The organism is Armatimonadota bacterium (assembly GCA_031459855.1).
Classification (GTDB): Bacteria; Sysuimicrobiota; Sysuimicrobiia; order Sysuimicrobiales; family Humicultoraceae; genus Fervidifonticultor; species Fervidifonticultor primus.
The window spans coordinates 1,779,299-1,804,626 of sequence record JAVKHP010000001.1; the positions used below are offsets into that span (position 1 = coordinate 1,779,299).

A 25,328-nucleotide genomic window follows, 5' to 3' on the forward strand; every position below is an offset into this window, starting at 1 on the left:
CTGGGGCATGGGGCAATGTTCCAGTACAACGCTGCGTTGGTGTGCCCCGCCGTGCGCTTTCGCTATGGCCTCCCGCAGGTGGAGCACGCCTCCGGTGTAGTCCTGTGCTAGCACGCGCCACCGGCCGCGCGCCCTGCGGCCTCCAGCGACCTGCCGCACGCCTCCAGTGCAGCCCCGTGCCAGCAAACGCCACCATCTGTGTACGCTACGCGATCCTGCGAATCACCGACACGCCCACCCGAGCCCCGAGCGCCAGCGCAGCGGCGAACACCCACCCGTTGAGGGCCAGCGAGGGAATCGCCGAGAAGAACGCGCCGATCGTGCACCCCATGGCCAGCGAGGCACCATACCCCATCAGCAGGCCACCGGCGAGGGCCTGCACGTAGCGCCGACGCTCGGCGGGCCGGCGGATCCGGAACTCGCCGGCCAGCAGCGCGCCCGCGAAGGCACCGGCGACCATGCCGACGTCGAGGGTCAACGCGTGGGAGATCCACGGGCCCCGCGTGCCGACCAGGGCGCACCCCGACAGCGTGCCGGCCCCCTGGAGCGGGCCCGGCCCCACGCCAGCGATCTCCAGCACCCCGATGGCCCAGCGGGAGAGTTCGCCGGTCACGCCCCACGGCATGTGCGCCAGGTAGAGCCACACGTTCAGCACGCCGAGCGCCACGCCCCCCGCCGTCGGCGACCATCCGCGCACCAGCACGGCCGCCAGCGCCACTGCCAGACGATCGAGGAGCCCCGCGCCCGATGGCGCGGCGAGGCTTGACCCCGCTGCGGGGCCCGGCGCCACAGGGGACGGTGCTGCCGGCAGCCCGGCGCGGGTCTCCCGCCACACCACCAGCACGTACGCCACCGCGAGCAGCGCGAACGTCACGGCGAGGCCACCCACGTACCCGCCTGCCGCCGGGAGCCACACCACCGGGCTGCGCGCAATGGACGCGCGCCACCAGAAGTTCCAGGTGTGGGCACCCGCCCCCAGCCCTGCCAGGATCCCCATCAGGGCCACCGCGGACGCCACATACCCTTCCCCGATGCGGTACAGCGAACCCGAGACGCACCCGCCGGCCAGCACCATGCCCACCCCGAACAGGATCCCCCCGAGCACCAGGTGGAGCCCGAGGGGAACCGCGTGCGCCTCCGGGGCCACCATCCCCAGCGTGGGATCCGGCACCATGCGCCACATGAGCAGGGCGAACCCCGCACTGGCCACGGCCAGCCCGGCCAGGATGCCCCGCATGATGCGACCAGACCCGAAGAGGAACAGGTCCCGAAAGGCGGAGGCGAAGCAGAACCTGCTGCGCTGCAACACGAACCCCAGGGCGACCCCAAACGCCCAAAAAACGCCCGTGCGGGGGTCGCCCGGCGCGGCATGCGCCCAGAGGACGCCCGCCACGAGCGTCGCCCCGAGCGCGGCGATCGCGCCAGCGGCGAGCGACACCACCGGAGGCTCGCGACGACCGTTCACCGTGCTACCGTCCTACCGGCGTGTCGGTGCGGTTGCCCCACTCCTCCCAGCTACCGTCGTAGTTGCGCACCTGGGGGTACCCCAGCAGGTACTTCAGCACGAACCACGTGTGCGCCGCGCGCACCCCCGTCTGGCAGTACACGATCACCTCGCGGTCCCGCGGGAACCGCGGCCCGTAGATGGCGCGCAGGGCCTCCGGCGTCTTGAACGTGCCGTCGGGGTTGACGGCGGCCGTCCACTCGATGTTCACGGCGCCCGGGACGTGACCGCCGCGGGCCGACCGCACGTCCAGGCCCGCGTACTCTCGCGGGCTGCGCGCGTCGCAGACGAGCCGGCTGCCCAGCCGGGCCAGCAGGTAGTCGGTCGTGGCGAGGATGTTCTCGTCCCGTGGGGGCGCGACGTACGTCGAGGGTGTCGGCGTGCTCCCGCCGGTGACCAGCGGCCGGCCCTCGGCGACCCAGCGCCGGCTGCCGCCGTCGAGGATCGCGACGCGCGGGTGGCGGTAGAGCTTGAAGATCCAGAACGCCCGCGCCGCGAACAGGCTGCTGGTGTCGTCGTAGAGGACCACGCTGTCCTCGTTCCGGATGCCCAGCCGCCGTGCCATGGCCTGGAACTGCTCGCGGGTGGGAGCCATGCCTTTGACGGGATGCGTGGGATCCGTCAGGTCCGTCTGCCAGTGCACGTAGACGGCGCCCGCGATGTGCCCACGGGCGTAGACCCCGGGCGTACTGCTCACGTCGATCAGGCGCACGGCCGGGTGCGTGAGGCGGGCGGCCACCCACGCGGCGTTTACCAGGGCCTGTGTGCGCCCCAGGCCGGCGGCGGGCTGGCCGGACACCGCAGGGGCCAGCGCGCCCACCACGACCGAGATGGTCACGAAGACCGGTACGATCGCGAGCATCCTCTGCCACCACGTCGCGCACACCGTCGCACTTGCCCGGGCCGTTGAACCCGTCCTGGAGAGGGGGACCCAGAAGCCCCCACGCATCTTCCACGCTCTGCCTGCACGCTGCATCTGCCAGGTCACCTCCCTGGTGCCGATTCCATTCAAGACGCGGCGCACGGCCGGCCCCTCGCCGGCCATACGCGTCAACGTCGTGTGACGGTTGTCGGGGGGAACGCGAAGGCTACCGCCTTCGCGACGGACAGATGCACTCGCGCGGCCTGGCGGTCCCGCGCTCGCGGGTGCTGCGGGAACGGTTCGTCGAGGACCCCATCGTCGTCGGTCTCCGTGCTTACGCCATTAGGTAGCACAGCTGCCAACGCGATACAACCCCCTGGCGGGCCGGGGCCAAGATGATTGACCTGTTGCCCGCCGCTTCACAAGATCGGGACACCACGGCGGGCCGGGGACGTATGCGCCTCAGGCGTGGGGCGATTCGGGCGGTGGGTTGTGCGGCGTTACGCGCTGAGGCCACCCAACGCTTCCCAGATCCGCCGCTCGAGGGCCGAGAACTCTGCGGCGAAACGCATCGCGGCGGTCCGCGGGCGGGGGAGGGTGACGTCAACGTGGGCCTTGATGCGCCCGGGCCGTGCCGTGAGGACCAGCACGCGATCCGCGAGGAAGACCGCCTCCTGGATATCGTGCGTCACCAGGACCACCGTCTTCCGCCGGTGCTCCCACAGGCGGTGCAGCTCCGTCTGCATCCGCGAGCGCGTTTGCGCGTCCAGCAGACCGAAGGGCTCGTCCAGCAGCAGGATCGATGGATCGGTGGCCAGCACGCGCGCCACCTCGACCATCTTCCTCATGCCCGCCGACAGCTCTTTGGGATAGGCCCGGGCGTAGGCACCCAGGCCGGTGAACTCCAGCAGCCCGTCGACGATCGCCTGGCGGGCCGCCGCCCCATCGTCCCGCGCCAGCAGGCCCAGCTCGAGGTTCTCGCGGACGGTCATCCACGGGAAGATCGCCTCCTCCTGGAAGACGTAGCCCCGTTCCGGGCCCGGTCCGGACACGGGACGGCCCTCGCAGAGGACGCGACCCTCGGTCGGCTGCAGGAGCCCGGCGATGATGCGCAGGAGCGTCGTCTTGCCGCACCCCACGGGGCCCACGACGGCCAGGAACTCGTGGTCGAAGACCTCCACGCTGACCCCCTCGAGGGCACGGGTCGGCACGCGGCCAGCGTAGGTATGGCCGATACCCGCGACCGCCAACCGTACCCTACGCGAGATGGGCATGGGCCACGGCGCCGCGGGCCGCCGCGTGGGCGACCAACCGTACCCTATGCGAGATGGGCATGGGCCTCACGCCTCGCCATCCAGCCCGTCGCCCTGCCGTGGACGGCGAGCAAGAGGCGATCGCTGGCGAGCACCACGAGCCCGATGGCGACGATGCCGATGACGATCGTCGACACGCGCGGGTATGTGGCCGCCAGCGTGAGGAGGTAGCCCAGGCTGGGGGAGTGGGGGTCGATCAGCTCGGCTACCACCATGGTGGTCCAGGCGAGGGCCACCCCGATGCGCACGCTGGAGAAGATCTCGGGCAACGCGCACGGCAAGACCACCCGACGCCACGTCATGGCTCGGGGGAGCCCCAGGACCGCGGCAGCCTCGAGGTAGACGCGCGGCACGCCGGAGGCGCCCTGGAGCACCCCCAGGGAGACGACGGCCCCAACGCCGGTGGTGATGAGGAGGATCCTGGCCAACTCCCCAACTCCGAACCACAGCACGTACAGCGGCAGGAGGGCCAGCGCCGCTGCAAACCGCACCAACGTCACCCAGGGCAGCAGGAGGGCTCCCATCCGCGGCTCGGCCGCGGCCGCAAGCCCCACCACCAGCCCCACTGTGGTCCCCGCCAGCACGCCGGCCAGGACCCGGCCGCCGCTGACGAGGACCCCGCCCATAAGGGTCCCCGAGCGCAGCAGGAAGACCGTCTCGGTCGCCAGGGAGCCGTAGGTGGGTAGGAACTCCACGTTCTCGATGTAGTGCGCCCCCATCCAGACGCGCCGGGGCAGATAGGGGCTGCTGATCTGGGCCACCGCGCCGTAGAGCACCGCCAGGGTTGCGAAGGCTACCAGTGCGTGGCGCACACGTCACCTCCGCGCCCAGCCGGTCAGCCTGGCCGCGACGGTCCTGCTTAGCGCGTCCATCGCGTACCCGGTCGCGGCCAGACCAACGATCCCTACCATGACCACGGCGGGGTCGGCACCGATCTCCAGGCGGGAGGACCACAGACCGCCTCCGACGATGAGGTGGCCGATGCCATCGTCAGCCATGAGCATCTCTGCGCCCACCGCCGTCATCCACGCGAGCATGAGCGCGTAGCGAACTCCCGAGAGGAGCGAGGGGCCGAGGGCCGGGAGGAGCACCCGGCGCCACAACAACCTGCCGCGCACCCCCAACGCCCGCGCCGCCAGGATGTACACGGCAGGGAGGTCGCGGAGACCGTGGTAGGCAGCCACCACCAGCGTGACGCACGCGGCGTAGCCCACCGGCACCAGCAGGTGCGCCTCGCCGTGCCCCAGCCACAGCATCAGGTACGTCAACAGCGCTAAGGGTGGAATCGAGCGCAGCAGGCTGAATACCGGGTGAACATACGCATCGACCACGCGGCTCCAGCCCATGGCGAGCCCTACCGCGATGCCCGCGGGCGCGCCGGCGGCCAGGCCGGTCAGGACGCGGGCCGTGGTGCGTGCCAGAGCGCCCTGCAGGGTGATCCGCCGTTGGATGAGGAAACCCAGGTGACCATCCCCGTGGGAATGCCCGCCTGGCGCTCCGGGGCCGACCGGCCCCGCAGACGCTTCCGGGCCAACCAGCCACACCAGCGTCCGCCCCAGTTGTGGTAGCGAGGGCAGGGCTTCCCGCCGGTGCACCGCCGCCAGCCCCTCGGGCATCCACGGCGCGTCGACCCAGCGCCCGGACTCCGCCAGCAAGCCGTAGGTCCCGACGGCGAACACGACCGAGAGGACGCCGAAGAGAAGGCGCTGTCGCGTGTCGTGATGGGTTCGGACAGCCTTCGTGAACGTCTCCCGACCAGGAGAGGACATGCACAGTTTAGCGCCGCATGCTACGGCGACGCTGCGTTCGTGGTGTTCGTACCCGCGAAACCCTCATCCTGCTCAGCTGGGAAGATCACTGGGACAGGCCTGGAGCGGGCGACGGGATTCGAACCCGCGACCCTCGGCTTGGGAAGCCGATGCTCTACCGCTGAGCTACACCCGCCCGCTCGCCCGCATTATACCAGATTCGGCATGGCCCGGAGCGCCCCTTCCAGAGCGGTCTGCCCGGCGACCCCCGTCGCGCGCGTCCCGCGGTCACCGGTCACCCCCGGGCCCCCGTGGCGCCCGATGACGATATGACGACGGCGCCGGCGCGGGTGGCGGCCTCGACGGCGGATGGGTGGATCACGAAGCCGAAGAGCACAGGCACCGGGGCGCCCGGCAACACCGGGGCGAGGGTCTGGACCTGCCTCCAGAACGCTTCCACGTCCCGGCCGTGGATGCGGCTCTTCACCTCGCCGACCACTACGATGCGTTCGCCGTCGCGCGTCCCTCGCCGTACAGGTCGACTTCGACCTCTTCACCGTCCACCGTGAGGAAGCGTCGCTCCAGGGCGCCCACGCGGATCCCGCAGTGTTTCTCGAGGTAGGCGGGAGCGACTTCGCGCGCGAGGTCCTCCAGGGTGAACCCGAGGGTCTCGGCAAGCGTGCCAAGCTGTCGGGCTGTCTCCCGCTGGGCCTCGGCGAGGCGGTGCATCTCCTCCACGAGTCGGGTAACCTGGCCCTCCGTGCGACGCTGCGCATCGGCCAGCTGTTCGAGGTGGGTCTCGGTGCGCTGCTGGGCGGCGGCCAGTTGCTCGAGGCGGGTCTCGGTACGCTGCTGGGCGGCGGCCAGCTGTTCGAGGCGGGTCTCGGTGCGCTGCTGGGCGGCGGCCAGCTGCTCGAGGCGGGTTTCGGTACGCTGCTGGGCGGCGGCCAGCTGCTCCACCCGCACCGCCAGCTGGCGCACGATTTCCGGCAGCGAGAGCAGCTCGTCGGTCAGCAGCAGACGGCGCAGTTGGGCCCGCCACTCGGCGCGCTTCTCCAGCGCCCGCAGCAAACCCTCGAAGTCGCGGAGCGTAAAAGGCATCGTGACAGAACTATACCACGGCGAGAGCGCTCGGTCCCAGCCGCGCGGACCCCGGACGGCTACTTGCGCTTCGCCCGCTCGACGTAGGCGCCGGCCTCCACGTCGACGCGGATCCACTCGCCGGCCGCGATGAAGGGCGGCACCTGGATGACGACGCCGTTCTCCAGCTTTGCCTCCTTCCAGACGTTCTCGGTGCCCACCCCATGGGCAGGCGGTGCGGTCTCGGCCACCCGCACCTCCACGATGTCCGGGAAGACGACGCCCACCGGTTGGTCCTCGTGGAACTCCACCGGGAGCACCATACCCTCGGTCAGGTACGCGGCCGGACGACCCAGGCGGGTGCGCTCGATCGCCACCTGGTCGTAGGTCTCGGTGTCCATGAAGTGGCAGAGGACGTCGTCGGCGTAGAGGAACTGCATCGACCGCCGCTCCAGGGGCACGTCGGCAACCGGCTCGTCGGCGCGAAACCGCCACTCCCGGACCGCGCCGGTACGGACGTTGCGCAGCTTGGCGTGGGTCACACCGCCCATCTGGCCGCCGCCGGCGTGGAAGGTGGCGCTGAGCACTTTATAGAGCTCGCCCTCGAGCCGGATCGCCATGCCCGGCCGGAGCGCGGACGCGACGACCATCGCAGACAGCTCTCCCGCAGCCAGGAGGTGAGTCTACACCCGATATCAGTATCAGTATAGGGGATCTACGGGCGACAAGGGTGGCATTGCCCGGTGTCGCGACTGTTCGGAGCGTTTCCCTGGGTCACCGGGCCGCTACCCACTTTCCTTGCCCGGGCCGCGCAGGCGCGCTGATGGGGGGCGTGCCTTCGCAGACGGTCACCGGTCGCGCGGGGTTCAGGGCGTGCCGTCCACGGGGCGCTGGGGGCCTGGGGGTACTCGCACACGTCACCGGTCGCGCCGCGCTCAGGTTCCTCCCGCAGGACAGCGGCAGGGCTCGTCCCAGACGCCAGACGCCGATCAGCTGTCGCGCTCGGGCAAGTCCTCGGGCGGCACTCAGGGGTACTCCCCAAGGGCGCCTAGCAGGAGGTCGAGAAACCGTGCCCGATCGAGCTGCACGCCTACCTGCGCGTTGGGCGGTTTACTGCGGCGCACGCCCTCATGGGCCTGGATCTGGTCGGGGGTACCGGTAACGTGACGGAAGTCGCACACGGTCATGCCGCGGGTCAGGGTCCCGTGGAGCTCGACGGCCACGTGCGCGGGGCGGAAGGTCACGACCGCCGGGTCGATCAGCCAGGCCACGGCACAGGGATCGTGCATGTACCCGCCCGGTCGGCCGAAGACCCGGCGCGCGGTGCCGACGTAGAAGTCGAGCAGGTCGGCGGCGACCCGGCCCAGGTGCGTGCCCAGTGCCCGCAGCCGGCGCACCTCGTCGTCGGTCATCAGGGCCTGGCGCGTGAGGTTCAAGCCGGCCATCCACAGGGGGATGCCGGACTCGAAGACCACGGCCGCCGCCTCGGGATCGGCGTAGATGTTGTACTCCGCCGCGGGGGTGACGTTGCCGCCTTCGGTGGAGCCGCCCATCAGGCTGATCCCGGCCAGGCAGTCCTTCAGGTCGGGCGCCTCGCGCAGGGCCACGGCGACGTTGGTGAGCGGCCCGGTGGGCACGAGCCAGCAGCCGGGGTGGCGGCGGATCTCGTCAATGAGGAACGACACGCCGTGCCGCGGGTCAGGGCGCAGGCGCGGCGGCGGAAAGTCGTGGCCGTCCAGGCCGGACGGGCCGTGGATCTCGGGCCCGTGCAACGGCGGGTTCACCAGGGGCCGGGCCATGCCGGCGGCCACCGGGATGTCGGTCAGGCCGGCAGCCTCCAGGATCTTCAGCGTGTTCTCGGTGGTGCGCTCCAGCGGCGCGTTGCCGCAGACCGTGGTGACGCCCACGACATGCAGCCGACGTGCCGCCAGCAGGATGGCGAAGGCGTCGTCGTGGCCGGTGTCGACGTCGAGGAAGACTGGAGGCGTATCGGCAGACATCGCTGTTCCTCCCTACGAGTACGCCCGACGGGCGCGCTCCGTCCCACGCGCCCCCGGTGCTGCGCCTGGCGTAGTTCGGCGTCTGACAGAGGCGGTCTCAGAACCAGGGAACATCACGTGGTCACGGCCCGTCAGCAGCGTCACACCGGTCTTCCCTCGGCTTGCGTGGCCTCCCGCCCGTTGGGACGAAACACGGGCAGCACCTCGCGGCCCAGGAGTGCGATCTCTTCCATGATGAACGCGTGAGGGGTATGGGGCCCGTAGAGGCGAAAGATCAGGTGGTCGCACCCGAACCGTTCCACGAAGAACCGAATGCCCTCGATAACATCATCAGGAGACCCCACGATGAATCGCTCTGTCCCGATCGCGTCGAGGTCACGCGCGCGGCTGGCGTCTACCAGCCCGTGGCGCCAGCTGCCGCCGTACTCGTCCCTATAGATGGGGAGCAAGTAGCGTTCGGCGGCCTCCAACGCCCGCGCCCTGGTCGGAGCGATGATGAGTTCGCGCGTGAGCACCCGGGGACGCGATGCCGGATCCACCCCTGCCTCTCTCAGATAGGTCTCGTACTGGGCGCGGCAGTCCAGCAACCGCCGGAGGTCGGCCACAGGGCCCGGGATCCAGGCGTCGGCGTAGCGGGCCGCCCGCCGCAGGTTCTCACGGCCCCACCCCCCAGCCCAGATCGGGAACGGCGCCCAGGGCTCGACGGCGATTGGGGCGATGTGGAAGTACTGGCCGTGAAACGGCGTCCCGTCGCGTGCCATGAGGTGGCGGATGGCCATGAGGGCCTCCTCGTAGCGTCGACCCCGGTCGCGCGTCGGGACGCCGAACGCGGCGTACTCATCGTGGCGGTACCCCATGCCCACACCGAGGATCGCGCGTCCCTTGGACAGGATCTGCAGCATGGCCGCTTCCTCGACCACGCGGAGGGGGTGGTAGAAGGGAAGGACGATGATGTTCGTGCCGAGCACGACGCGCTCGGTGCGGGCAGCAACGGCCGCAAGCATCAGGAGCGGGGACGGCCAGTAGTGGTCGTGCACGCCGTGGTGCTCCGACAGCCACACCGAGTCGAAGCCCATCTCTTCAGCGCGGACGACTTCGGCGAGCGCCTCAGCAGTGCGCGCTCCCCCCTCCGTGGGCTGGATGCCGAACTTCAACGCAACGCCTCCTGGACTCGCCGGAGCGTGGCCCGGACCCCAGCGACCTTCGGCCGGACATGGGTTTCGATGGAGATTGCGCCCTCGTACCCGTCGTCGCGGAGCGCCCGTAGTTGCGCCGCCCAGTCGATGTCGCCGTCGACCGTCCACTCGACCGTATCAGGAGCCGCACGACGCGCATCCTTCACGTGGACGTGGGCGACGAGGCCGCGTACCGCGGCGTAGCCGTCCGGGTACGGTCGTTCGCCAGCCGCCAGGGCATTGCCGGGATCCCAGTTTACGCGCAGGGCCGGCGAGCCGATCTGACGCACCAGCGCAGCCGTCCGGGCTCCCGTGTCGGCCCAGCAGATGTGCTCGTTCTCGAGGGCCAGGACGATCCCCGCTCGCTGGGCGGTGCTGGCGGCTTCCGCCAGGACCTCGACGACCGTCTGCGGCATGAACGTGACGCCCGGCGTCTTCACGATACCGAAGGTGACGACGACGCGGCAGCCGAGCTCCTGCGCGAACGCCAGGCTCTCTTCCAGCAGCCTGGTGCGATGGTCGGCAAGCAGCGCCTCTTGGCGGCGCTCACGTGCGGACTCCTCACGATCCTGCCAGCGCAGGACCTGAAAGCCCTCGGGCACGGGCGTGGGCAGGGGGATTTTGAACAGGCCCGGCGAGATGGCCACGACCTCCACGCGAAAGCGCGCCAACAGCTGGGGGAGCCGTCGACGCCAGTAGGGGTCGAGCCTGGGCACCCGGCGCCCGCCGACGCCTCGAAGCTCGACGTGGCGCAGCCCCAACTCGGCGGCGAGCTCCAGTGCGGTCTCCAGGTCGTCGCTCAGTTCATCGGTGACGACTGCCAGCTTCATGTGGCCAGCCACTGCCGCAGCCGCGCGGCCCCACGCGCCATGCCTTCCTCGGCGGGCGGCAGGTCCTCGGGGTGCCAGCGGCGTTCGTATTCGAGCGACAGCACCCCATCGTACCCTTGTTCACGCAGGGCGGACAGGATCTGGGGCCAGGGCACGATCCCCTCGCCCACGACTCGCGAGCGGACGATGCGCGCTTCGGCCTCCACGTGGCTCACGTCGCGGGCACTAAACGGCCGTGTGGGATCGGTGAAGACGAAGTCCTTCACGTGCACGTAGGCGATCAGTCCCGCCAACACCCGTAGGGCTTCTTCCCAGGGCTCGGCACCGATGAACCCGAGATTCGGTTGATCGTAGAGGACGCGCACGTGGGGGTGATCCACGGCGCGCACCAGCGCCGCCGTCCGCGCAGCGGTATCGGCCATAGTGTTGAAGTGGTTCTCCACGCAGATGACCGCACCGACGCGCTGGGCGCGACTGCCCAGCTCCTGGAGCGCGTCGACGAGGCAGGCCCACTTTTCGTCCCACCGGTCGTCTCCGGGGAGGAAGCGACCAGCGTAGAGCCGTAGCCACCGGGCACCGAGGATCGGGGCGGCCTCCAGAGCCCGGCTGTACGCGTCGATGGCATCGCGGCGTCGTTGCGGGTCAAGATCGTTGAACGACGCCTCGTAGGGTGTCAGGGCGACGATGGGCACCCCGGCTCGCTCGGCATGGCGGCGTATGGTTTGCAGCGTGCTCACGTCCGTTGCGGGGTCGAGGCCACAGCGGTAGCCCTCCTGCCAGATGACCTCTGCTGCCTCCAACCCCAGACGCGCAAACAGCTCCAGCGCCTCGGGCACCGTGTGCTCGGGGGTTCCCATGGTGTGTCCGGCGATGATCATGGCGCCAGGCCGGGCAACCCCGCTGCCCGCAGGATGCGGTCGGTGAGGCGGTGGGTTTCGAAGGCGTCCCGCGCCGGCGTGCGCACAGTCCCACCGTGCCGGACGGCCGTCAGGAACTCCTCGACCTCCTGGCGGAAACCCAGACGGTCGTGCACCGACGCCCATCCCATGGCCAGCGGTGTGAGGCTGGTGGTGTGCGTTTGACGCTGATCGAGGACAGCAACCCACTCCGGCGCGTCGACGATCACACTCTTTCCGCGACCGTAGGTCTCCACGCGTTCCACCCACTGGCCGCAGGTGCGGTTGGCGATCAGAACGCCCAGGGTACGCGCGAACCGAATCTGCGCCACGCACGACGTTTCGTAGTACGCGTCCTCGAACTGGCTGGCGGCCACCACCTTCACGGCCTCACCGCAGATCCACCGCAGCAGATCGATCATGTGGATCGCGTTCTCCAGCGTCGCGCGATACTCTGTGCCCGGGCGGTTCTTCTCGGCGACCATCACGTCTGGCGGATGGTCGGCCCACTCCCGGTGCAGCGCGTCGTACACCGGCGCGTAGCGTCGGTTGAAGCCCACCATGAGCAGGGCCCCCGAGGCCTCGGCGGTCTGAAGGAGAGCCTCCGCGTCGGCCAGGGTGGTCGCCATGGGCTTCTCCAGGAAGACCGGAATGCCGCGCCGCAGGAGCGCTGCCGCGATGGATGCGTGGGTGTCCTTGGGGGTGAGCACGAAGGCGCAGTCAGCGTCTACCTCGTCCAGCGTCTCGTACACTCGTGGGATGTTGTACTGCGCCGCGATGGCACGAGCCCGTTCGCCCGTCCGACTCATGACGCCAGCGATCGTGCACTCGCTGGCCAGGAGGATCGGCAAGTAGACCGACCGGGCAATCGTCCCGACGCCGATTACCGCCACACGGAGCGTGGGTTTCGTCACGTATGGAGCACCCCAAACCTGTAGAAGATGTCGAGGATACGGGTCCGATAGGACAGGAACTCCGGCCCCGTCTGCACGTCGCCGGTACGGGGGCGCGGGAGCGCGATCGAGATGATGTCGGCGAGTTGCCCCGGCCGCGCGGTCATGACCGCCACCCGGTCGCTGAGGAGAATGGCCTCGGCGATATCGTGAGTGACGAACAGCACGGTGCTGCGCAGGTCCATCCACAACCGCTCCAGGTCTACCCGCATCTGCTCCCGGGTGAGCGCGTCGAGTGCCCCGAAGGGTTCGTCCATGAGCAGCAGCGGCGGGTTGTGGATGATGGCCCGCGCAATGGCCACGCGTTGCCGCATGCCTCCGGACAGCTCGAAGGGGTGCTTGGTCTCGAACCCCTGCAGCCCCATGCGGGCCAGCAGGGTCCGCGCCGCTCCCGTGTAGGCTTGGCGCGGCAGCCCTCGGAGTTCGATCTGCAGCAGGACGTTGTCCAGGACGTTGCGCCAGTCCAGCAGCAGGTGCTCCTGGAAGACGATCCCGATCTCGCGCACAGGCGCGCGCACCGGACGACCGTCGACGCGCACGTCCCCACGGGTGGGCGTGACGAGGCCGGCGACCACCAGGAGCAGCGTGCTCTTGCCGCACCCCGATGGCCCGAGGATGGAGACGAACTCCCCCGGGTGCACCTGCAGGTCGACGCCCGCCAGTGCCGGGACCGGCCCGGAAGGCGACCGGTACGTGACGTCGAGGCCGCGCACCTCGACCGCGCACGCCATCAGCGCGTCGGCAGGGAGTCGGGCAGGAAGCTCTGGTCGTAGTAGTGCTTGGGGCCGAAGCGGCCGGTGACGCCCATGTAGCGCGCCAGGAGCACCACGGTGTCGAGCCAGTCCTTGTCGGTGGCTTTCATGAGTTCGTTGGAGCTCTTGCTGAACAGGCTGCTGATGGCCACCGCCAGCTGGTCGCGGCCGATGGCCTCGTTCAACGCGGGGATGTACTTCTTCTGCACGGCGATGGCGACGTCGGGGTTCCGCCGCGCCACGTCCCAGCTCCGCACCGTCGCCCGCAGGAACGCCCGCACCAGCGCCGGCTGGGAGGTCAGCGTCTCCTGGTGGGCGATGATGGACAGCCCGATGGTGGACACGCCGTAGTCGGCGAACCGGAGGACGACCACCGGCATGCCTCGCTGCTTCAACGTCACGGCCTGGTCGTCGGCGCCGCCCAGGATGGCGTCGACCTGCTTGTTGAGCATGGCCGGGACTTTGGCCGCAGGATCCATGGCCACCAGCCGCACCTTGCTCTCGTCGATGTTGTTGGCGCCCACCAGCGCGGGCCACAGCGCCGACAGCGCGTCGCCCGGCGTGACCCCTACGCGTTTGCCCTCCAAGTCCTTGGGGGTCCGAATGCCGGCATCGGCAGCGGCGATGATGGCGAACCCGTTCATCTGGTAGATGGGGGCGATGATCTTGACCGGTATGCCCTGCGCGATGCCGATGATGGCGGTACCCGCGTCGGCGAACCCAAAGAGGTCGCTGCGGTTGCCCACCAGCCGCACCGTCGTGGCCGAGCCCGTGCCCTCGCCGATCCTGAGATCGATGCCGGCCTCACGGTAGAAGCCGCGATCCAATCCCAGGTAGAAGGGCGCGTGCAGCCCGACGGCCACGAAGTTCAGGCGAAACGACACCGGTGTGAGCGACTGCGGTGCCGAGCTTGAGGTCAGCCCCAGGACCAGCACCGCGACGAGGACGATACCGATGGCGTGGCGCATGCCTGTCCCCTCCTTGTCTGGTAGGTGTTCACGCCACTCCGGGGAGCGTCGCACCCCGATGTCCCCCTTTCACAGCGTGGAGCGCTCGACCTGCGCCAGTTCCCGACGGATCGACACATGCCAGGGAATGACGGCCCGTTCCACGCCCTCGACGAGCATGTACAAGACGATCCCGATCCCCGAGAGCAGCACCAGGATGGCAAACAGGAGCGGTGTGTTGAGGTCACCGTTGGCGCGCAGCAGCATGTACCCCATCCCCTGGTCGGCGCCCACGAACTCCCCGACGATGGCGCCGACCGTAGCGAAGGCGATGGCGACTTTGAGACCAGCGAAGATGTGCGGTAGCGCCGCCGGGAGCCGAATGCGCCAGAAGATACGCCATTCTGACCCGGTGATGGTGTGCGCCAGGTGCAGCAACAGGGGATTGACGGACTTGAACCCGGTGGTGCTGTCGATGACCAGCGGGAAGAAGGACAACAGGAACACGATGGCAACCTTCGGAACGAACCCGAACCCGAACCATACGATGAACAGCGGCGCCAGCGCGATCTTGGGGATCAGCTGGAGGAGCACGATGAGCGGGTAGACTGTGCGCTCGAAGGGCTTCCAGTACGCGATCAGGAGCGCCAGGGGGATGCTGACGACGACCGTGAGGCCGAATCCGACGAGGATCTCCCGAAGCGTCACCCGGATGTGCGGGGTCAACGGACCCAGGGAGGCGATTAACGTGCGCCAGACCACCCCCGGGGCCGGAAGGACGTAGTCGGGCAGCCGTCCCAGGGTGGCGATCACCCACCAGAGAGCGACCGCGAGGGTCAGCGTGATCGCGTAGCTCGCACCCCGGCGCAGGGGCTCGCTCATGGTACCACCGTGAGGCGTGACGGCGCCGGGGCCTGCGTAGTCTGCGGGCGCTGGGGGGTGCAGCGAGCGGGCACCACCACGCCGGGGCCTGCACGGTGCCCCAAGGCCCGGGAGATCGCGAGGCTGGCCTCCAGCACCAGGGGAACGATGCGTCGCATGCGCGCAGTGGTCATCCGGTAGGCAGGCCCGGCGGCGCTGATGGAGGCGACGACCCGGCCTTCGTGGTCGAAGACGGGTGCCCCCACGCACCGCACCTCGGCGTCGTGCTCGGCGCGGTCGATGGCGTAGCCGCGCTGGCGGATGCGGCGCAACTCTGCCAGGAGCGCCTCGGGTGCGGTAATCGTCCGCGGCGTGTAGCGGCGCAAGCCGTACCGACCTATCAGCCAGCGCACCTCCGCCTCGGGGAGGAAGGCCAGGTACGCCTTGCCGACACCGGTGCAGTGGATCGGGCACCGACCGCCGATGCGCGATCCGACCTGGACGACCCGACGGGTCTCCACGCGATCCAGGTAGACCATCTCGCCTTCGCTGAGGACGCACAGGTGCGCGACCTCGCCGCACGCGTGCGCCAGATGCTCCAGGTGGGGGCGGGCGACGTCGCGGAGGCGCACCTGTGCGTGGAACATGGCCGCGAGCTCCACCAGCCGCGGCCCCAGCGTGTACTGGCCCCTGCCGTGGGCCAGGAGGAGTCCCTCAGCCGTCATGGTGCGCAGGAACGGAAACAGCGTGCCCTTCGGCATCGCAAGCGCGCGGCTGAGCGCGGCGACGGACACGGGTTCCGCCTGGTCGCCCACGGCGTGCAGGATGCGCAGGGCCTTGGTCAGCGACTTGATGCTGCGGTTGTTATTGACAAACGCCATTTGCTTTACCGCGTTGTTCGGCGTGCGCGCCCACCTTCCTGCCGGTACCGCACCGGCAGGCTGGGGGGCTCCGCATGGCTAGGCCCGCAGCCCTGTGGCGGTCACGCCCTGCACGTAGTACCGCTGGAGGGCGAAGAACAGAGTCATCGGTACCCCGATGGCCATGGCGGTGGAGGCGAAGAGGCGGCCCCACGAGGTCGACTCCTGCATGACGAATCGTGAGATCTCCACCTGGACAACGGTGTGTGCCGCCGAATTGGCGGCCACCAGGGGCCAGAAGAACGCGTCCCACTGCATGATGAAGAGCATGAGGGCAGCGCTGATGAACGCAGGCGTCGACAGCGGCGCGACGACACGCCAGTAGATCGCCCACCAGGAGGCGCCGTCGATGCGGGCGGCGTCCAGCAAGTCGTTGGGGAACTCGGCGAAGAACTGGCGGAAGAGGAAGATGGAGAGCCCGTGGGGGATCGCCGGCACGATCAGCGCCAGGTACGAGTCCACCCACCCGAGCTGGCGGATCACCATGTACAGCGGAATCACGATGGCCTCGAAGGGCATCATGAACGTCAACAGCACGACCACGAACAGCAGCGCCTTCCCGCGGAAGGCGAACTTGGCGAACCCGAAGCCGGCCAGCGAGTTCACCACTAGACCGGCGCCCACGGTGGTGAGGCTGATGAACAGGCTGTTGGCCAGCGCCCTGGGGAAGCGCGTGCGTGTCAGGACCTCGCCGAAATACTGCAGGGTCAGTTCCTGGGGAACGAACGTCCGCCAGCTGACCGGGCGAACGTGCTGGAAGACCACTTCTTGCGGGCGTACCGCCGACAGCAGCGCCCAGTAGAGGGGCGTAAGCATGACGAGGGCGATGAGGGTGAGGGCCGCGTAGAGGACAGCCCGGGACCAGCGCGGGCGGCGCCGGCGCGCAGCGACAACGGTCCGGGCGGTGGGCACCTGCGAGGCGAGCGCTGCGGCCGTGGCCATTCCACGCTGGCCGTTGCCGAGCGGGCGCCGGACCCCGGAGCGCGGCAGGGACCACATGTCCCGGCGCTAGTACTCGAACTCGGCCCGGAGCAGCCGGAGCTGCACGCCGGTGAGCACCAGGAGCGCCGCCACGATCAGCACCGCCAGGGCCGTCGCCCGCCCCCAGTCCAGGAAGACGAAGGCGACGCGGTACGCGTGGAACATGAGCAGCTCCGTCGAGCCGTGGGGGCCGCCGCCGGTCAGCAGGTAGACCGGGACGAACATCAGGATGTTGATGGCCAGGTCGGCCACCAGCACGAACGCCAGGACGCGGCGCAACAGGGGAAACGTCACGTCGCGAAACCGCCGCCACGGGGTCGCGCCATCGAGGCTGGCCGCCTCGAGCACGGTGGCGGGGATCTGCTGCAGCCCCGCCAGCAGGAAGACCATCCAGTACCCCACGCCCTTCCACGTGGCCAGCACGATGATCGATGCCAGCGCCTGCCGCTCGCTGATGAGGAACGGCTGCGGGGGCAGGCCCAGGCGGACCAGGATGCCGTTGGCGAGCCCGAGCTGTGGGTTCAGCACCAGGTTCCAGATGATGGCCGTAATGGTCAACGAGACGGTCATCGGCAGGAAGTAGGCTGTGCGAAAGACCCCTATGGCGGGCACCTGGCGGTTGACCAGGAGGGCGAGGCCCAGGGCGAGGGCGATCTGCAGCGGGTTGATGAGCAGATTGAAGACGGCGGTCACGCGCGCTGCGTTCCACACCTGGGGATCGGAGAAGATGGCGAGGTAGTTTGCCAGCCCTGCGAACCGCTGCAAGCCGTCCAGGGTCTGCGTGTGCAGGCTCTGCCACAGCGCCAGGACCATGGGGTAGACCCGGAACACCAGCAGCCCGCCCACCGCCGGCCCGATGAAGAGGTAGGGCAGGAACGCCTCGCGCCGCCGCAGGCTCACGATACGAAGGAGACAGCCATCACTGCCGGTCCTGCCCGGAGGCCGTCTTCCCCGGGGACGACATCGCCGCGGCTCACGATGCGGAGGAAACGGCCGTCACTGTCGGTACTTGGCCAGCTCACGATCGATGCGCGCGGCCGCTGCGCGCAGTGTGCGCTGCACGTCCGCACCCAGCTGGATATCACGGAGCGCCTGCTGGAGGATGTTCTCGTACTCCCGGAACCCCGGGGTGAGTGGCCGGGGCACGGCGGTATTGGCCAGCTCGTAGAGGACGATCCGCCACGGTGCCAGCGAGAACTCGCCGGCCTTCTGCCGGTACACCGACCGCCGGCACGGGGTGCGCCGGGTGAGGTCGAACAGCATGGCGTTCTCCTTGCTGCTCACGAACGCCTTGACGAAGGCGATCGTTTCCCGCCGCCGTTCGGTCCGCGGGTTGATGCCGATGTGCCACGATCCCGTAGGCGTCACGACCTTTCCGCCCTGGAAATAGGGGTGGGGGGCGACGCCCCAGCTGAGGTCCCTGTAAGCTTCCAGGAAGCGCAGGTTCCACAGCTCGCCTACAAGCATGGCCAGCTTGCCCGTACCGAAGAGCTCGGTGACCTGCGGGATCTCGAACAGCCCTTTCGGGCTCACCTGCCACTCGGTGAAGAGCCGCTGGTAGAAGGTCATGGCGTCGACGAACGCGGGTGTGTCGATGTAGCCAGAGGCGCGCAGCCCGTCGGGGCTGATTCCGGCCGCCCCCTTCGACTGCGCCAGCGGCAGGATCTGGTAGGGGCGGTCGGTCTGCTCCAGGACGAGGCCCCAGATACCCTCCGCGGGGCGCGCGATCTTGCGTGCGGCTTCGACCACCCGCTCCCACGTCCAGCGCTGCCGCACGTCAGCGGGCGGGAACGGTAGGCCGGCGCGCTGGAACAGCGTCTTGTTGTAGTACAGGAGTTGCGAACTGGTCACGACTGGGGCAGAGTACAGCTTCCGGTCGAACGTCCCCTGGTCGATGCATGCCTGCAGCCAGTCGCGCTTCTCGTCGGCCGTGAAGACGTCGTCCAGCGGCAGCAGGTGGCCGCGCACCGCGTACGACGCCGTCATCGGCCCATCGACGGCGTAGACGTCGGGGGTACTCGTCCGCGCGCCCAGGCGGATATCCAGTGTTTCGAACAGCCGCCCGAAGGGGATGCGCTCCAGGTCGACCTCGACGCCGGCATCGGCCGCCGCCGCTTGCACCAAGGGCACGATGTGCGCTTCGGGCCAGCCGACCCAGATCATCTTCAGTGTAGGGCGGGCCTGGGGGAACGCTGGCGCGAGGCCCAGCACCAGGACGAGGAGCAGCACGGGAACCGCGGCCTTGCACACCACCGACCGGGGACGCACCGGTGCACCTCCCGTCGCCCGCGGCATCACGGGCACAGAGTCGCCTTCCAAGAAGACGTTATGGGCGGCCTGGCGGTAGCGTCAAGCGTTCCTCCTCGAGCAGCGCATCCTCAAGCAGCAGTGCGGCGACTGCGTCCTGCTCCGCCCGCGCCGGATCCAGCGGGATGACGTGGTACCGTCCCGCCAGCCACTCGGGCAGCTGGTCACCGTAGTGCGGGCTTCCGGGCTCGCCCGAGGCGCCCGCCGCGTCGACGGCCCACAGTACGGGAGGATCGGTGGCCAGGTCGGCGATCAGCCGGTAGTTGGCGCCCAGGCTGGCCAGGTAGTTGGGATCGTAGCCGGTGTTGCACACGGTCACGCCGCTGCCGTGGACAGGGAGGCCGCCGCGGTCGAGCAACGTCCCCAGGTCGCCCCGCCCGGACAACGCGTGGCGTAGCGGGATCGTGTGGATGCGGCCCCAGGTCCAGGTGTCCATGGCCGGGCCCAGCCGGGCCTCCAGGGCGTCCACCGCGCGCCGCAGCGCGTGCAGTGCGGCGGTGGCGCGGTCGCCGTCGGGGAACCAGCCCCAGGGATCGCCGGTCAGCAGGGCGAGCGCAAGGCCGGCGTTGGCGCTGGCCATCAGGTCCACCAGGGGCGCCGGGAAGCGCGCGGCGGCGACGGCGCGGCACCACTCTGCGAAGAACACCTCGAAGATGGCGGCGCCGACGGCATCGGTCGTCATGCGGCGATCCCAGGCACGCAGCACTGCCGCCGCGCGACGCACACGGGCGTCGCCGCTGCCGTCCACCAGCGCCAGCAGCCCGGGGACGCCCTCGACGGCCCGCAGCGACAGCACGTCGAGCTGCATGCGGGCGAAATCGTCGGCGCTGAAGCGCTCCTGCGCCTCGAGCAGCTGTCGGATGCGGCGGGCCCGGAGGCCGCTGCTCCAGGTCCCCGAGAGAGGGTAGGGGAAGTCGGGCGGCGCGTTGTGGTTGTTGGCAGTACGCACCCAGCCGGTGGGCGGGTCGACGACCGCGGGCAGCATGTCGAAGGGGATGAACGCCCGCCACTGGTGGGCGGGGTCCCATCCGGGCCGGTAGGCGCGGTCCCACTGCTCGCGGATCGGGATGCGGCCGGCGCACTGGTAGGCGATGTGGCCGTCGACGTCGGCCAGGACGAAGTTGAGCGTGGGAACGCTCCAGGTGCGCAGCGCGGCGCGGACGGCGGCCACGCTGTCTGCCCGGGCGATCTCCAGCAGGCAGGTCAGCTCGTCGCTGTCCTCGGCGCCCAGCCAGCGCAGGCTCACGGGACCGGTGTCGCGCAGCGGGCCGGGCAGCAGGTGGTCGACGATAGGGCCGTTGCGCGACGCGCGCACGACCAGGTCGACGGCCGGCGCGCCGCGGACGGCGATCTCCTCGCGGCGCTCGCGCGCCGGCTCCCATCGGCCGTCGTAGAGGAACGCGCCGGGGTGCGTGGGATCGGTGCGCTCGAGGTACAGGTCGCGCTGCGAGCAGAGGTTGTTGGTCACGCCCCACGCCACGCGCGCGTTGCGGCCCATGAGCAGGGCCGGCGTGCCCACGTAGGCGATCCCGGCGGCGTTGAACGACCCGCCGCAGAGGTGCAGCTCGTACCAGCAGCTGGTGACCCCGAAGGCGATGTGGGGGTCGCTGGCCAGCAGCGGTCGGCCGGTCACGCTGCGGTGTCCGGCTACGGCCCAGTTGTTGCTGCCCGGTCCCTCGCCGGCGCCCCCGCTGGCGAGCGGCTCCACCGGCGTCGCCGCGGGCGCCACCGCCGCGACGATCGTCTCGTCGCCGGCTTCGGGCAGCAGGAACGCCTCGTAGAGCCCGGGGTCGCGCAGCACGCGCTTGGCCAGCTCGGGGATGGCGATCACGGGCAGCCGCCCGGTGAGGTACCAGCGCAACTCGGCCAGCACCGCCAGCGAGTCGTACGGTGTCCACGGGTCGGGCGCGTAGTCGAGCAGGGCGAACTCGATGGGCAGGCCCCCTGCGCGCACGCCGATGCAGGCGTTCACCCCGGCGGAGAACGCCTCGAGGGCCACCCGGGTGGTCGCCGGCAGGCGCTCGAGGTGGGCCTGCGCGATGTGGGGCAGGCCGACGGTGCGGGCCACGATGTCCAGCTCGAGGCCATCGGGACCCAGCACCTCCGCCAGCCGCCCCAGCGCGCGCCGGCGCAGGTAGTCCATCTGCCACAAGCGGTCCTGGGCCATGGCGAAGCCGACGCCGAAGAACAGGGCGTCGTCACGTGCGGCCAGGACATGGGGGATGCCCCAGCGATCGCGCAGGATCCGGACCGGCCCCGGCGCGCCGACGCGGAACGTGCCGGTGGTTGGTGGCACGCGTGCGGCGACCTCCGCCTGCCACCAGGCGTCGAACGCCTGCCGCGTGAGTCCTTCGGCGGCGCAGACGGCCTCGATGGGGACGCCGGCCCCCAGCTGGCGCAGCAGGTCAGTCGAAGATCGCACCATAGGACGTGCATTCGTGGCGCTACGGGGGGAACTCCTGGCGGTGCCGATGCGCGCTCCGGCGCGTTCAGTGGGCGTGCGGCGTCCATGCGCACGGTTGTCGAAGGCGCGTCGCCTCGAACGCCCGGGAATCCGAGGCCCGGCGGAACGGGGACGCCGGGACGAACCGGCTAGCGCACGCCGTCGTCCGGGCGCGCGCTGGTGCGCGTCAACCGGGTCAGGCTCTCGCGCAGCGGCTGCCAGATGCCGTCGGGATCCTCCAGGACGTCGCCGTGCGGACCTGCGGCGGGCGCGACGGGGATCTCTGCGGTGGTCAGGCCGGCCGTCTCGGCCGGTCCGCTGCGGTCTTCTTCTTCGCGGCTCGCGCGCACGACCTGGACGAACGCGCGGACGACGGCTGGGTCGAACTGCGTGCCGGCGCGTCGCTGCAGTTCGCCCACCGCCTCCTGGGGGCTGCGCGCGTACCGGTACGGCCGGTCTTCGATCATCGCCAGGTACGCGTCGACCACCGCCACGATGCGCGCGCCCAGGGGGATCTCCTCACCGCGCAACCCCCGCGGGTAGCCGCGGCCGTCCCACCGCTCGTGGTGGGCGCGCACGATCTCGGCGACGCCCGCCAGCCGGGGGATGACCGCGAGCAGCTGCGCGCCGGACACCGGATGAGTGCGGATCGTCCGCCACTCCTCGGCCGTGGGCGGGCAGGGGCTGCGCAGGATCTCCTCGGGCACGCTGATCTGGCCGACGTCGTGGAGGATGGCGCCGTAGCGCACCACCTCGACCTGGTCTGGCGGCAAGCCCATCGCGCGCGCCACCTGTGCGGCCAGCTCGCCGCTGCGGCGCGCGTGCCCCGGACGGTACTCGGTGCGGGCGTCGGCGGCGTCGGTCAGCGCCAGCAGCGCGCAGATGTACGCGCGCTCGAGTTCCTCCAGTCGGCCGGGCCGGTCGACCCGCCCGAGCGCGTCGACGCCCCCGACGCGGTCCGCGGCGCGGGGCATGGAGCCTCCGTCCCACCCCTCGGAGTGCTCCGTCGTGCTCGGCATCACGGCGTGCGGCGGCATCGCGTGTCTCCTGCGTCGTCGTCCCGCCCGCGCCTGCGGGGCGGGCGACGGATGAGACCGGCTGAGGGCTCCGGCACTGCTCGTCGTAGCCGGCTGCTCCGTCGCCCGCCGCTCGCAGCTCCCCTGCGTTGCGCGCGGTGCACCATCTGGGCCTGCACCCGGCAGCGGGCGTGGCGTCTAGGTCTAGCGACTCTGTTGTACGGGAACAACCCTCGCAGGACCAGGGCAATTTGCACCGTCGGGGCACGCAGCGCGCGCCGTCGCGCGCGGCGCACCAGGAAGGTGTGAGGAACCTCGCGGTGACTTTAGAGGAACTGCTCCGACAGGCGGAAAGCTACCGGCGGGCGGGAGGGGCCGGCCCGGCACAGGCACTGCTCGCGCGGGCGGCCGCCATGCTGGCACCCACGGCCCCGGCCCGGGCTGCCGCGTTCTTCGAGGACGCCGGGCGACTGGCCATGCACGCTGGCGCCCACCAGATCGCCGCAGAGAACTTCGGCCGGGCGCTGGAGATACTCACACAACAGATGGACCCGCCGCCGGCCCTGCGCGCCCGGCTGTACGCCCGCCTCGCCCGCGCGCACTATGCTGGCGGCACGTTGCGGCGGGCTGCGGCGGCGGCGGGCCGGGCGGTGCGGCTGGCCCGCGGCGTGGATGCGGCCGTGGCCGCCGACGCCTACCTGGTCCTCGGTGCGGTCCTGCGCATGCGCGGTCGCCCCCGCGAGGCGCTCCGGGCGTTCCACCGGGCCCGACGGCTGGCACTGCAGGCGCGTCGGCTGCGGCGCGCCGCCGAGGCGTTGCACGGCGGCGGTCGGGCCCTGCTGGACCTGGGCGAGGTCTGGCGGGCAGAGGTCGCGCTCAACCGTGCTGAACGAGAATACCGGCGGCTGCGCGGCGCTCCGACGCCCGTCCGCGTGGACCTCGTGCGGCTACGCCTCGTGCGCGAGGATGTGACAGGCGGCCTGGACGCGGTACGCGCGCTGCTGGCAGACGTCAGCGCCCGTCTGGACGCAGCGACGCACGCATCGGCCCTGGCGCTGGCCGCAGAGTTCCAGAGCCGCGTCGACCCCGCAGGCGGCCTGGAGACCGCGGTGCTGGCGTTCGAGCTGGCCTGTACGCTGGGCCGGCCCCCGGTGCTCGCGGACGTGGTGCCCGTACTGCTCCGCCTGCGGCGCGCTACCCGTCAGCCGCTGGCGCCTCGCGAGCAGCAGGTGGCGCGGGCGTTGGCCGCTGAACTGGGCCTGGCGGTGGACGCGGAGCACGGCCGCGCGTGGCACGGCGTTGACGACGATCGGGCCGTCCCCGAGGCTGACCGGGCAGGCGTGGCACCGCCGCTTCCCGCGACGATGCGCGAGCGCCCTGCGCCCTGGACCGACGGCGGGATTCCGCCGCGTCGCCTGTCGCATCGTGCCGACCGCAGCGCGCCGGACCTGCCGACGCCGGCGCCCACGGGGCAGGAGATCCGTGCGCTGCGCATCGCGCTGGGGTGGACCCAGGAACAGCTCGCCGAACGGGCGGGCTTCGAGGTGACGACCGTCAAGCGGGCGGAGCGCAACGCCGGCGTGCCGGAACGCACGATGCGCGCGCTGGCCATGGCCATGGGCGTCGCGCCCGCATCGACGGGACAGACCGCTGCGCGCTACTGGCGCCACATGGGCCGGGCGTACGAGGCGATGGGCTCGCTCCAGGAGGCGCGCGCGGCGTTCGCACAGGCGGCGAAGCTGGCCGGGGCCAGCGGCGACCTGCTGGGCGAGGCCCAGGCCGAGGTCGCGCTGGCGCGGCTGGACCTGCGCGCCGGTGAGGTCGGAGGGGTGGTGGGGCGACTGGAGCGGTGCGGCCGGGTGTTCGCCAGTGCCGGTGACGTGGCCGCCTGCCGCCAGGTGGAACGGCTGATGGCGCAGGCGCACGTGGCCATGGGCGATGCGGCCGCCGCGGTCGAGCGCCTCGAGGCGTTGCTGGATATGCCGGGCACGCCCGTCGAGGACCGGCTGGAACTGCTGGAGGCGCTGGCAGTCGCATGCGAGGCCGCCGGCAACCCGGTCCGGGCGGACGCGATGCGTCGGGAAGCTGCGCGGCTGCGGGCGGCGGGTGCCGCGCAGGCGCCCGCGCGCGTGCGCCAGTACGCGGAAGAGGCGGTGCGCCTGCACCGCGCCGGCCGCGAGGCGGAGGCGGCGTACATGGCCGAGGTCGCGGCGCGCTGGGCGTCCATCACCCAGGCCCTCGCGCAGGTGGCGTCGGGCTAACCCCTGCCCTCGGCACTTACGACAACCGGACCGCCGCGGCATCGCCTCACGTCCGTGCAGTGGGTCCACTCCGCGCATTGGGTGGAGGCCCGGGCATCCTCATTCACGTCCATGCATCCTCATCCACGCCCGTACATCCTCATCCACGCCCACGCATCCTCATTCACACCGGCGCGTCCCCATCCACGCAGGTGCGCCCTTCGATCGACGGCGCACGCGACGCCGGCGGCGACCCCGGACACGCAACGCGCGGACGCGCGTCCCTCCGGGGGCGCGCGTCCGCGCGTCGGTGAGACAGTGCCGCCGGCGCCAAGACGCCCTACGTGATAGGCGTGGCGTCCCCGCATCGGTGGGACCAGTGCGCACCGCCGCGATCTGCGCAGAGGGGTGGCACGGCAGGTGGCGAGGCGTCGCGGTGTAATTACACCTGCTGGCGGCCGGATCTGGCCGGAGTCCACCGGATGCCGGGAGCACGGAGG

23 protein-coding genes and 1 tRNA gene are annotated in these 25,328 nt (G+C 70.8%); 1 reads left to right on the top strand and 23 read right to left on the bottom strand.

Features of this window, described 5'->3' with window-relative positions:
* Nucleotides 1-205: 205 nt before the first annotated feature.
* From QN157_08095 to QN157_08205, 23 genes are all read right to left on the bottom strand, one after another.
* Nucleotides 206-1,465 (bottom strand): YeeE/YedE family protein, encoded by a 1,260-nt coding sequence (locus tag QN157_08095; protein MDR7555552.1) that lies wholly within the window; start codon nucleotides 1,463-1,465, stop codon nucleotides 206-208.
* A 4-nt stretch (nucleotides 1,466-1,469) separates the two neighbouring features.
* On the bottom strand, nucleotides 1,470-2,366 hold the full coding sequence (locus QN157_08100; protein ID MDR7555553.1) for a sulfurtransferase: 897 nt from the start codon (nucleotides 2,364-2,366) through the stop codon (nucleotides 1,470-1,472).
* A 500-nt stretch (nucleotides 2,367-2,866) separates the two neighbouring features.
* Nucleotides 2,867-3,640 carry an ABC transporter ATP-binding protein gene (locus tag QN157_08105; protein MDR7555554.1) on the bottom strand — a complete coding sequence of 258 codons (774 nt, stop codon included), beginning with the start codon at nucleotides 3,638-3,640 and terminating at the stop codon, nucleotides 2,867-2,869.
* 44 nt (nucleotides 3,641-3,684) lie between these two features.
* Nucleotides 3,685-4,491 carry an ABC transporter permease subunit gene (locus QN157_08110; protein ID MDR7555555.1) on the bottom strand — a complete coding sequence of 269 codons (807 nt, stop codon included), beginning with the start codon at nucleotides 4,489-4,491 and terminating at the stop codon, nucleotides 3,685-3,687.
* A 3-nt stretch (nucleotides 4,492-4,494) separates the two neighbouring features.
* Complete coding sequence (locus tag QN157_08115) at nucleotides 4,495-5,358, bottom strand: ABC transporter permease subunit (GenBank protein MDR7555556.1); 864 nt, start codon at nucleotides 5,356-5,358, stop codon at nucleotides 4,495-4,497.
* Between the two features lie 190 nt (nucleotides 5,359-5,548).
* Nucleotides 5,549-5,623: transfer RNA gene (locus tag QN157_08120), tRNA-Gly, on the bottom strand.
* A 99-nt stretch (nucleotides 5,624-5,722) separates the two neighbouring features.
* Nucleotides 5,723-5,914 (bottom strand): hypothetical protein, encoded by a 192-nt coding sequence (locus tag QN157_08125; protein ID MDR7555557.1) that lies wholly within the window; start codon nucleotides 5,912-5,914, stop codon nucleotides 5,723-5,725.
* Between the two features lie 11 nt (nucleotides 5,915-5,925).
* Nucleotides 5,926-6,528: a hypothetical protein gene (locus tag QN157_08130; GenBank protein MDR7555558.1), complete on the bottom strand. Its 603-nt coding sequence runs from the start codon at nucleotides 6,526-6,528 to the stop codon at nucleotides 5,926-5,928.
* Between the two features lie 59 nt (nucleotides 6,529-6,587).
* A complete protein-coding gene (locus QN157_08135; protein ID MDR7555559.1) occupies nucleotides 6,588-7,157 on the bottom strand; it encodes an elongation factor P in 570 nt (189 codons plus the stop codon).
* A gap of 375 nt (nucleotides 7,158-7,532) precedes the next feature.
* The gene (locus tag QN157_08140; protein MDR7555560.1) at nucleotides 7,533-8,507 is read right to left on the bottom strand and encodes a nucleoside hydrolase; all 975 of its coding nucleotides are present in this window, start codon (nucleotides 8,505-8,507) and stop codon (nucleotides 7,533-7,535) included.
* A 140-nt stretch (nucleotides 8,508-8,647) separates the two neighbouring features.
* The gene (locus tag QN157_08145) at nucleotides 8,648-9,661 is read right to left on the bottom strand and encodes an LLM class flavin-dependent oxidoreductase (GenBank protein MDR7555561.1); all 1,014 of its coding nucleotides are present in this window, start codon (nucleotides 9,659-9,661) and stop codon (nucleotides 8,648-8,650) included.
* Nucleotides 9,658-10,512 (bottom strand): sugar phosphate isomerase/epimerase family protein, encoded by an 855-nt coding sequence (locus tag QN157_08150; GenBank protein MDR7555562.1) that lies wholly within the window; start codon nucleotides 10,510-10,512, stop codon nucleotides 9,658-9,660. The genes QN157_08145 and QN157_08150 overlap by 4 nt, the downstream gene beginning before the upstream one ends.
* On the bottom strand, nucleotides 10,509-11,390 hold the full coding sequence (locus tag QN157_08155; GenBank protein ID MDR7555563.1) for a sugar phosphate isomerase/epimerase family protein: 882 nt from the start codon (nucleotides 11,388-11,390) through the stop codon (nucleotides 10,509-10,511). The genes QN157_08150 and QN157_08155 overlap by 4 nt, the downstream gene beginning before the upstream one ends.
* Nucleotides 11,387-12,322: a Gfo/Idh/MocA family oxidoreductase gene (locus tag QN157_08160; GenBank protein ID MDR7555564.1), complete on the bottom strand. Its 936-nt coding sequence runs from the start codon at nucleotides 12,320-12,322 to the stop codon at nucleotides 11,387-11,389. Before QN157_08160 ends, QN157_08155 begins: the two co-directional genes overlap by 4 nt.
* On the bottom strand, nucleotides 12,319-13,092 hold the full coding sequence (locus QN157_08165; GenBank protein ID MDR7555565.1) for an ABC transporter ATP-binding protein: 774 nt from the start codon (nucleotides 13,090-13,092) through the stop codon (nucleotides 12,319-12,321). The genes QN157_08160 and QN157_08165 overlap by 4 nt, the downstream gene beginning before the upstream one ends.
* Nucleotides 13,092-14,081 carry an ABC transporter substrate-binding protein gene (locus tag QN157_08170; GenBank protein MDR7555566.1) on the bottom strand — a complete coding sequence of 330 codons (990 nt, stop codon included), beginning with the start codon at nucleotides 14,079-14,081 and terminating at the stop codon, nucleotides 13,092-13,094. Before QN157_08170 ends, QN157_08165 begins: the two co-directional genes overlap by 1 nt.
* 69 nt (nucleotides 14,082-14,150) lie before the next feature.
* Complete coding sequence (locus QN157_08175) at nucleotides 14,151-14,942, bottom strand: ABC transporter permease (protein ID MDR7555567.1); 792 nt, start codon at nucleotides 14,940-14,942, stop codon at nucleotides 14,151-14,153.
* Entirely contained in the window at nucleotides 14,939-15,802 is an 864-nt protein-coding gene (locus QN157_08180) for an IclR family transcriptional regulator (protein MDR7555568.1), read from the bottom strand. Before QN157_08180 ends, QN157_08175 begins: the two co-directional genes overlap by 4 nt.
* Before the next feature lie 78 nt (nucleotides 15,803-15,880).
* A complete protein-coding gene (locus tag QN157_08185) occupies nucleotides 15,881-16,783 on the bottom strand; it encodes a carbohydrate ABC transporter permease (GenBank protein MDR7555569.1) in 903 nt (300 codons plus the stop codon).
* A 66-nt stretch (nucleotides 16,784-16,849) separates the two neighbouring features.
* On the bottom strand, nucleotides 16,850-17,722 hold the full coding sequence (locus tag QN157_08190; GenBank protein ID MDR7555570.1) for a sugar ABC transporter permease: 873 nt from the start codon (nucleotides 17,720-17,722) through the stop codon (nucleotides 16,850-16,852).
* Nucleotides 17,723-17,818: 96 nt separating this feature from the next.
* A complete protein-coding gene (locus QN157_08195; protein ID MDR7555571.1) occupies nucleotides 17,819-19,090 on the bottom strand; it encodes a sugar ABC transporter substrate-binding protein in 1,272 nt (423 codons plus the stop codon).
* Between the two features lie 58 nt (nucleotides 19,091-19,148).
* Entirely contained in the window at nucleotides 19,149-21,554 is a 2,406-nt protein-coding gene (locus QN157_08200) for a penicillin acylase family protein (protein ID MDR7555572.1), read from the bottom strand.
* A gap of 167 nt (nucleotides 21,555-21,721) precedes the next feature.
* Nucleotides 21,722-22,546: an HD-GYP domain-containing protein gene (locus tag QN157_08205; GenBank protein ID MDR7555573.1), complete on the bottom strand. Its 825-nt coding sequence runs from the start codon at nucleotides 22,544-22,546 to the stop codon at nucleotides 21,722-21,724.
* 347 nt (nucleotides 22,547-22,893) lie between these two features.
* Here QN157_08205 and QN157_08210 point away from each other — a divergent pair, with 347 nt between their 5' ends.
* A complete protein-coding gene (locus tag QN157_08210; protein MDR7555574.1) occupies nucleotides 22,894-24,849 on the top strand; it encodes a helix-turn-helix transcriptional regulator in 1,956 nt (651 codons plus the stop codon).
* The last annotated feature ends 479 nt before the right edge of the window (nucleotides 24,850-25,328 follow it).

Excerpts from the sequence above, each read along its gene's own strand:
- QN157_08100 (MDR7555553.1), bottom strand. The coding sequence starts at position 2,366 with ATGCTCGCGATCGTACCGGTCTTCGTGACCATCTCGGTCGTGGTGGGC.
- QN157_08105 (MDR7555554.1), bottom strand. The coding sequence starts at position 3,640 with ATGCCCATCTCGCGTAGGGTACGGTTGGCGGTCGCGGGTATCGGCCAT.
- QN157_08130 (MDR7555558.1), bottom strand. The coding sequence starts at position 6,528 with ATGCCTTTTACGCTCCGCGACTTCGAGGGTTTGCTGCGGGCGCTGGAG.
- QN157_08135 (MDR7555559.1), bottom strand. The coding sequence starts at position 7,157 with ATGGTCGTCGCGTCCGCGCTCCGGCCGGGCATGGCGATCCGGCTCGAG.
- QN157_08140 (MDR7555560.1), bottom strand. The coding sequence starts at position 8,507 with ATGTCTGCCGATACGCCTCCAGTCTTCCTCGACGTCGACACCGGCCAC.
- QN157_08150 (MDR7555562.1), bottom strand. The coding sequence starts at position 10,512 with ATGAAGCTGGCAGTCGTCACCGATGAACTGAGCGACGACCTGGAGACC.
- QN157_08155 (MDR7555563.1), bottom strand. The coding sequence starts at position 11,390 with ATGATCATCGCCGGACACACCATGGGAACCCCCGAGCACACGGTGCCC.
- QN157_08165 (MDR7555565.1), bottom strand. The coding sequence starts at position 13,092 with ATGGCGTGCGCGGTCGAGGTGCGCGGCCTCGACGTCACGTACCGGTCG.
- QN157_08170 (MDR7555566.1), bottom strand. The coding sequence starts at position 14,081 with ATGCGCCACGCCATCGGTATCGTCCTCGTCGCGGTGCTGGTCCTGGGG.
- QN157_08175 (MDR7555567.1), bottom strand. The coding sequence starts at position 14,942 with ATGAGCGAGCCCCTGCGCCGGGGTGCGAGCTACGCGATCACGCTGACC.
- QN157_08180 (MDR7555568.1), bottom strand. The coding sequence starts at position 15,802 with ATGGCGTTTGTCAATAACAACCGCAGCATCAAGTCGCTGACCAAGGCC.
- QN157_08185 (MDR7555569.1), bottom strand. The coding sequence starts at position 16,783 with ATGGCCACGGCCGCAGCGCTCGCCTCGCAGGTGCCCACCGCCCGGACC.
- QN157_08200 (MDR7555572.1), bottom strand. The coding sequence starts at position 21,554 with ATGGTGCGATCTTCGACTGACCTGCTGCGCCAGCTGGGGGCCGGCGTC.
- QN157_08205 (MDR7555573.1), bottom strand. The coding sequence starts at position 22,546 with ATGCCCCGCGCCGCGGACCGCGTCGGGGGCGTCGACGCGCTCGGGCGG.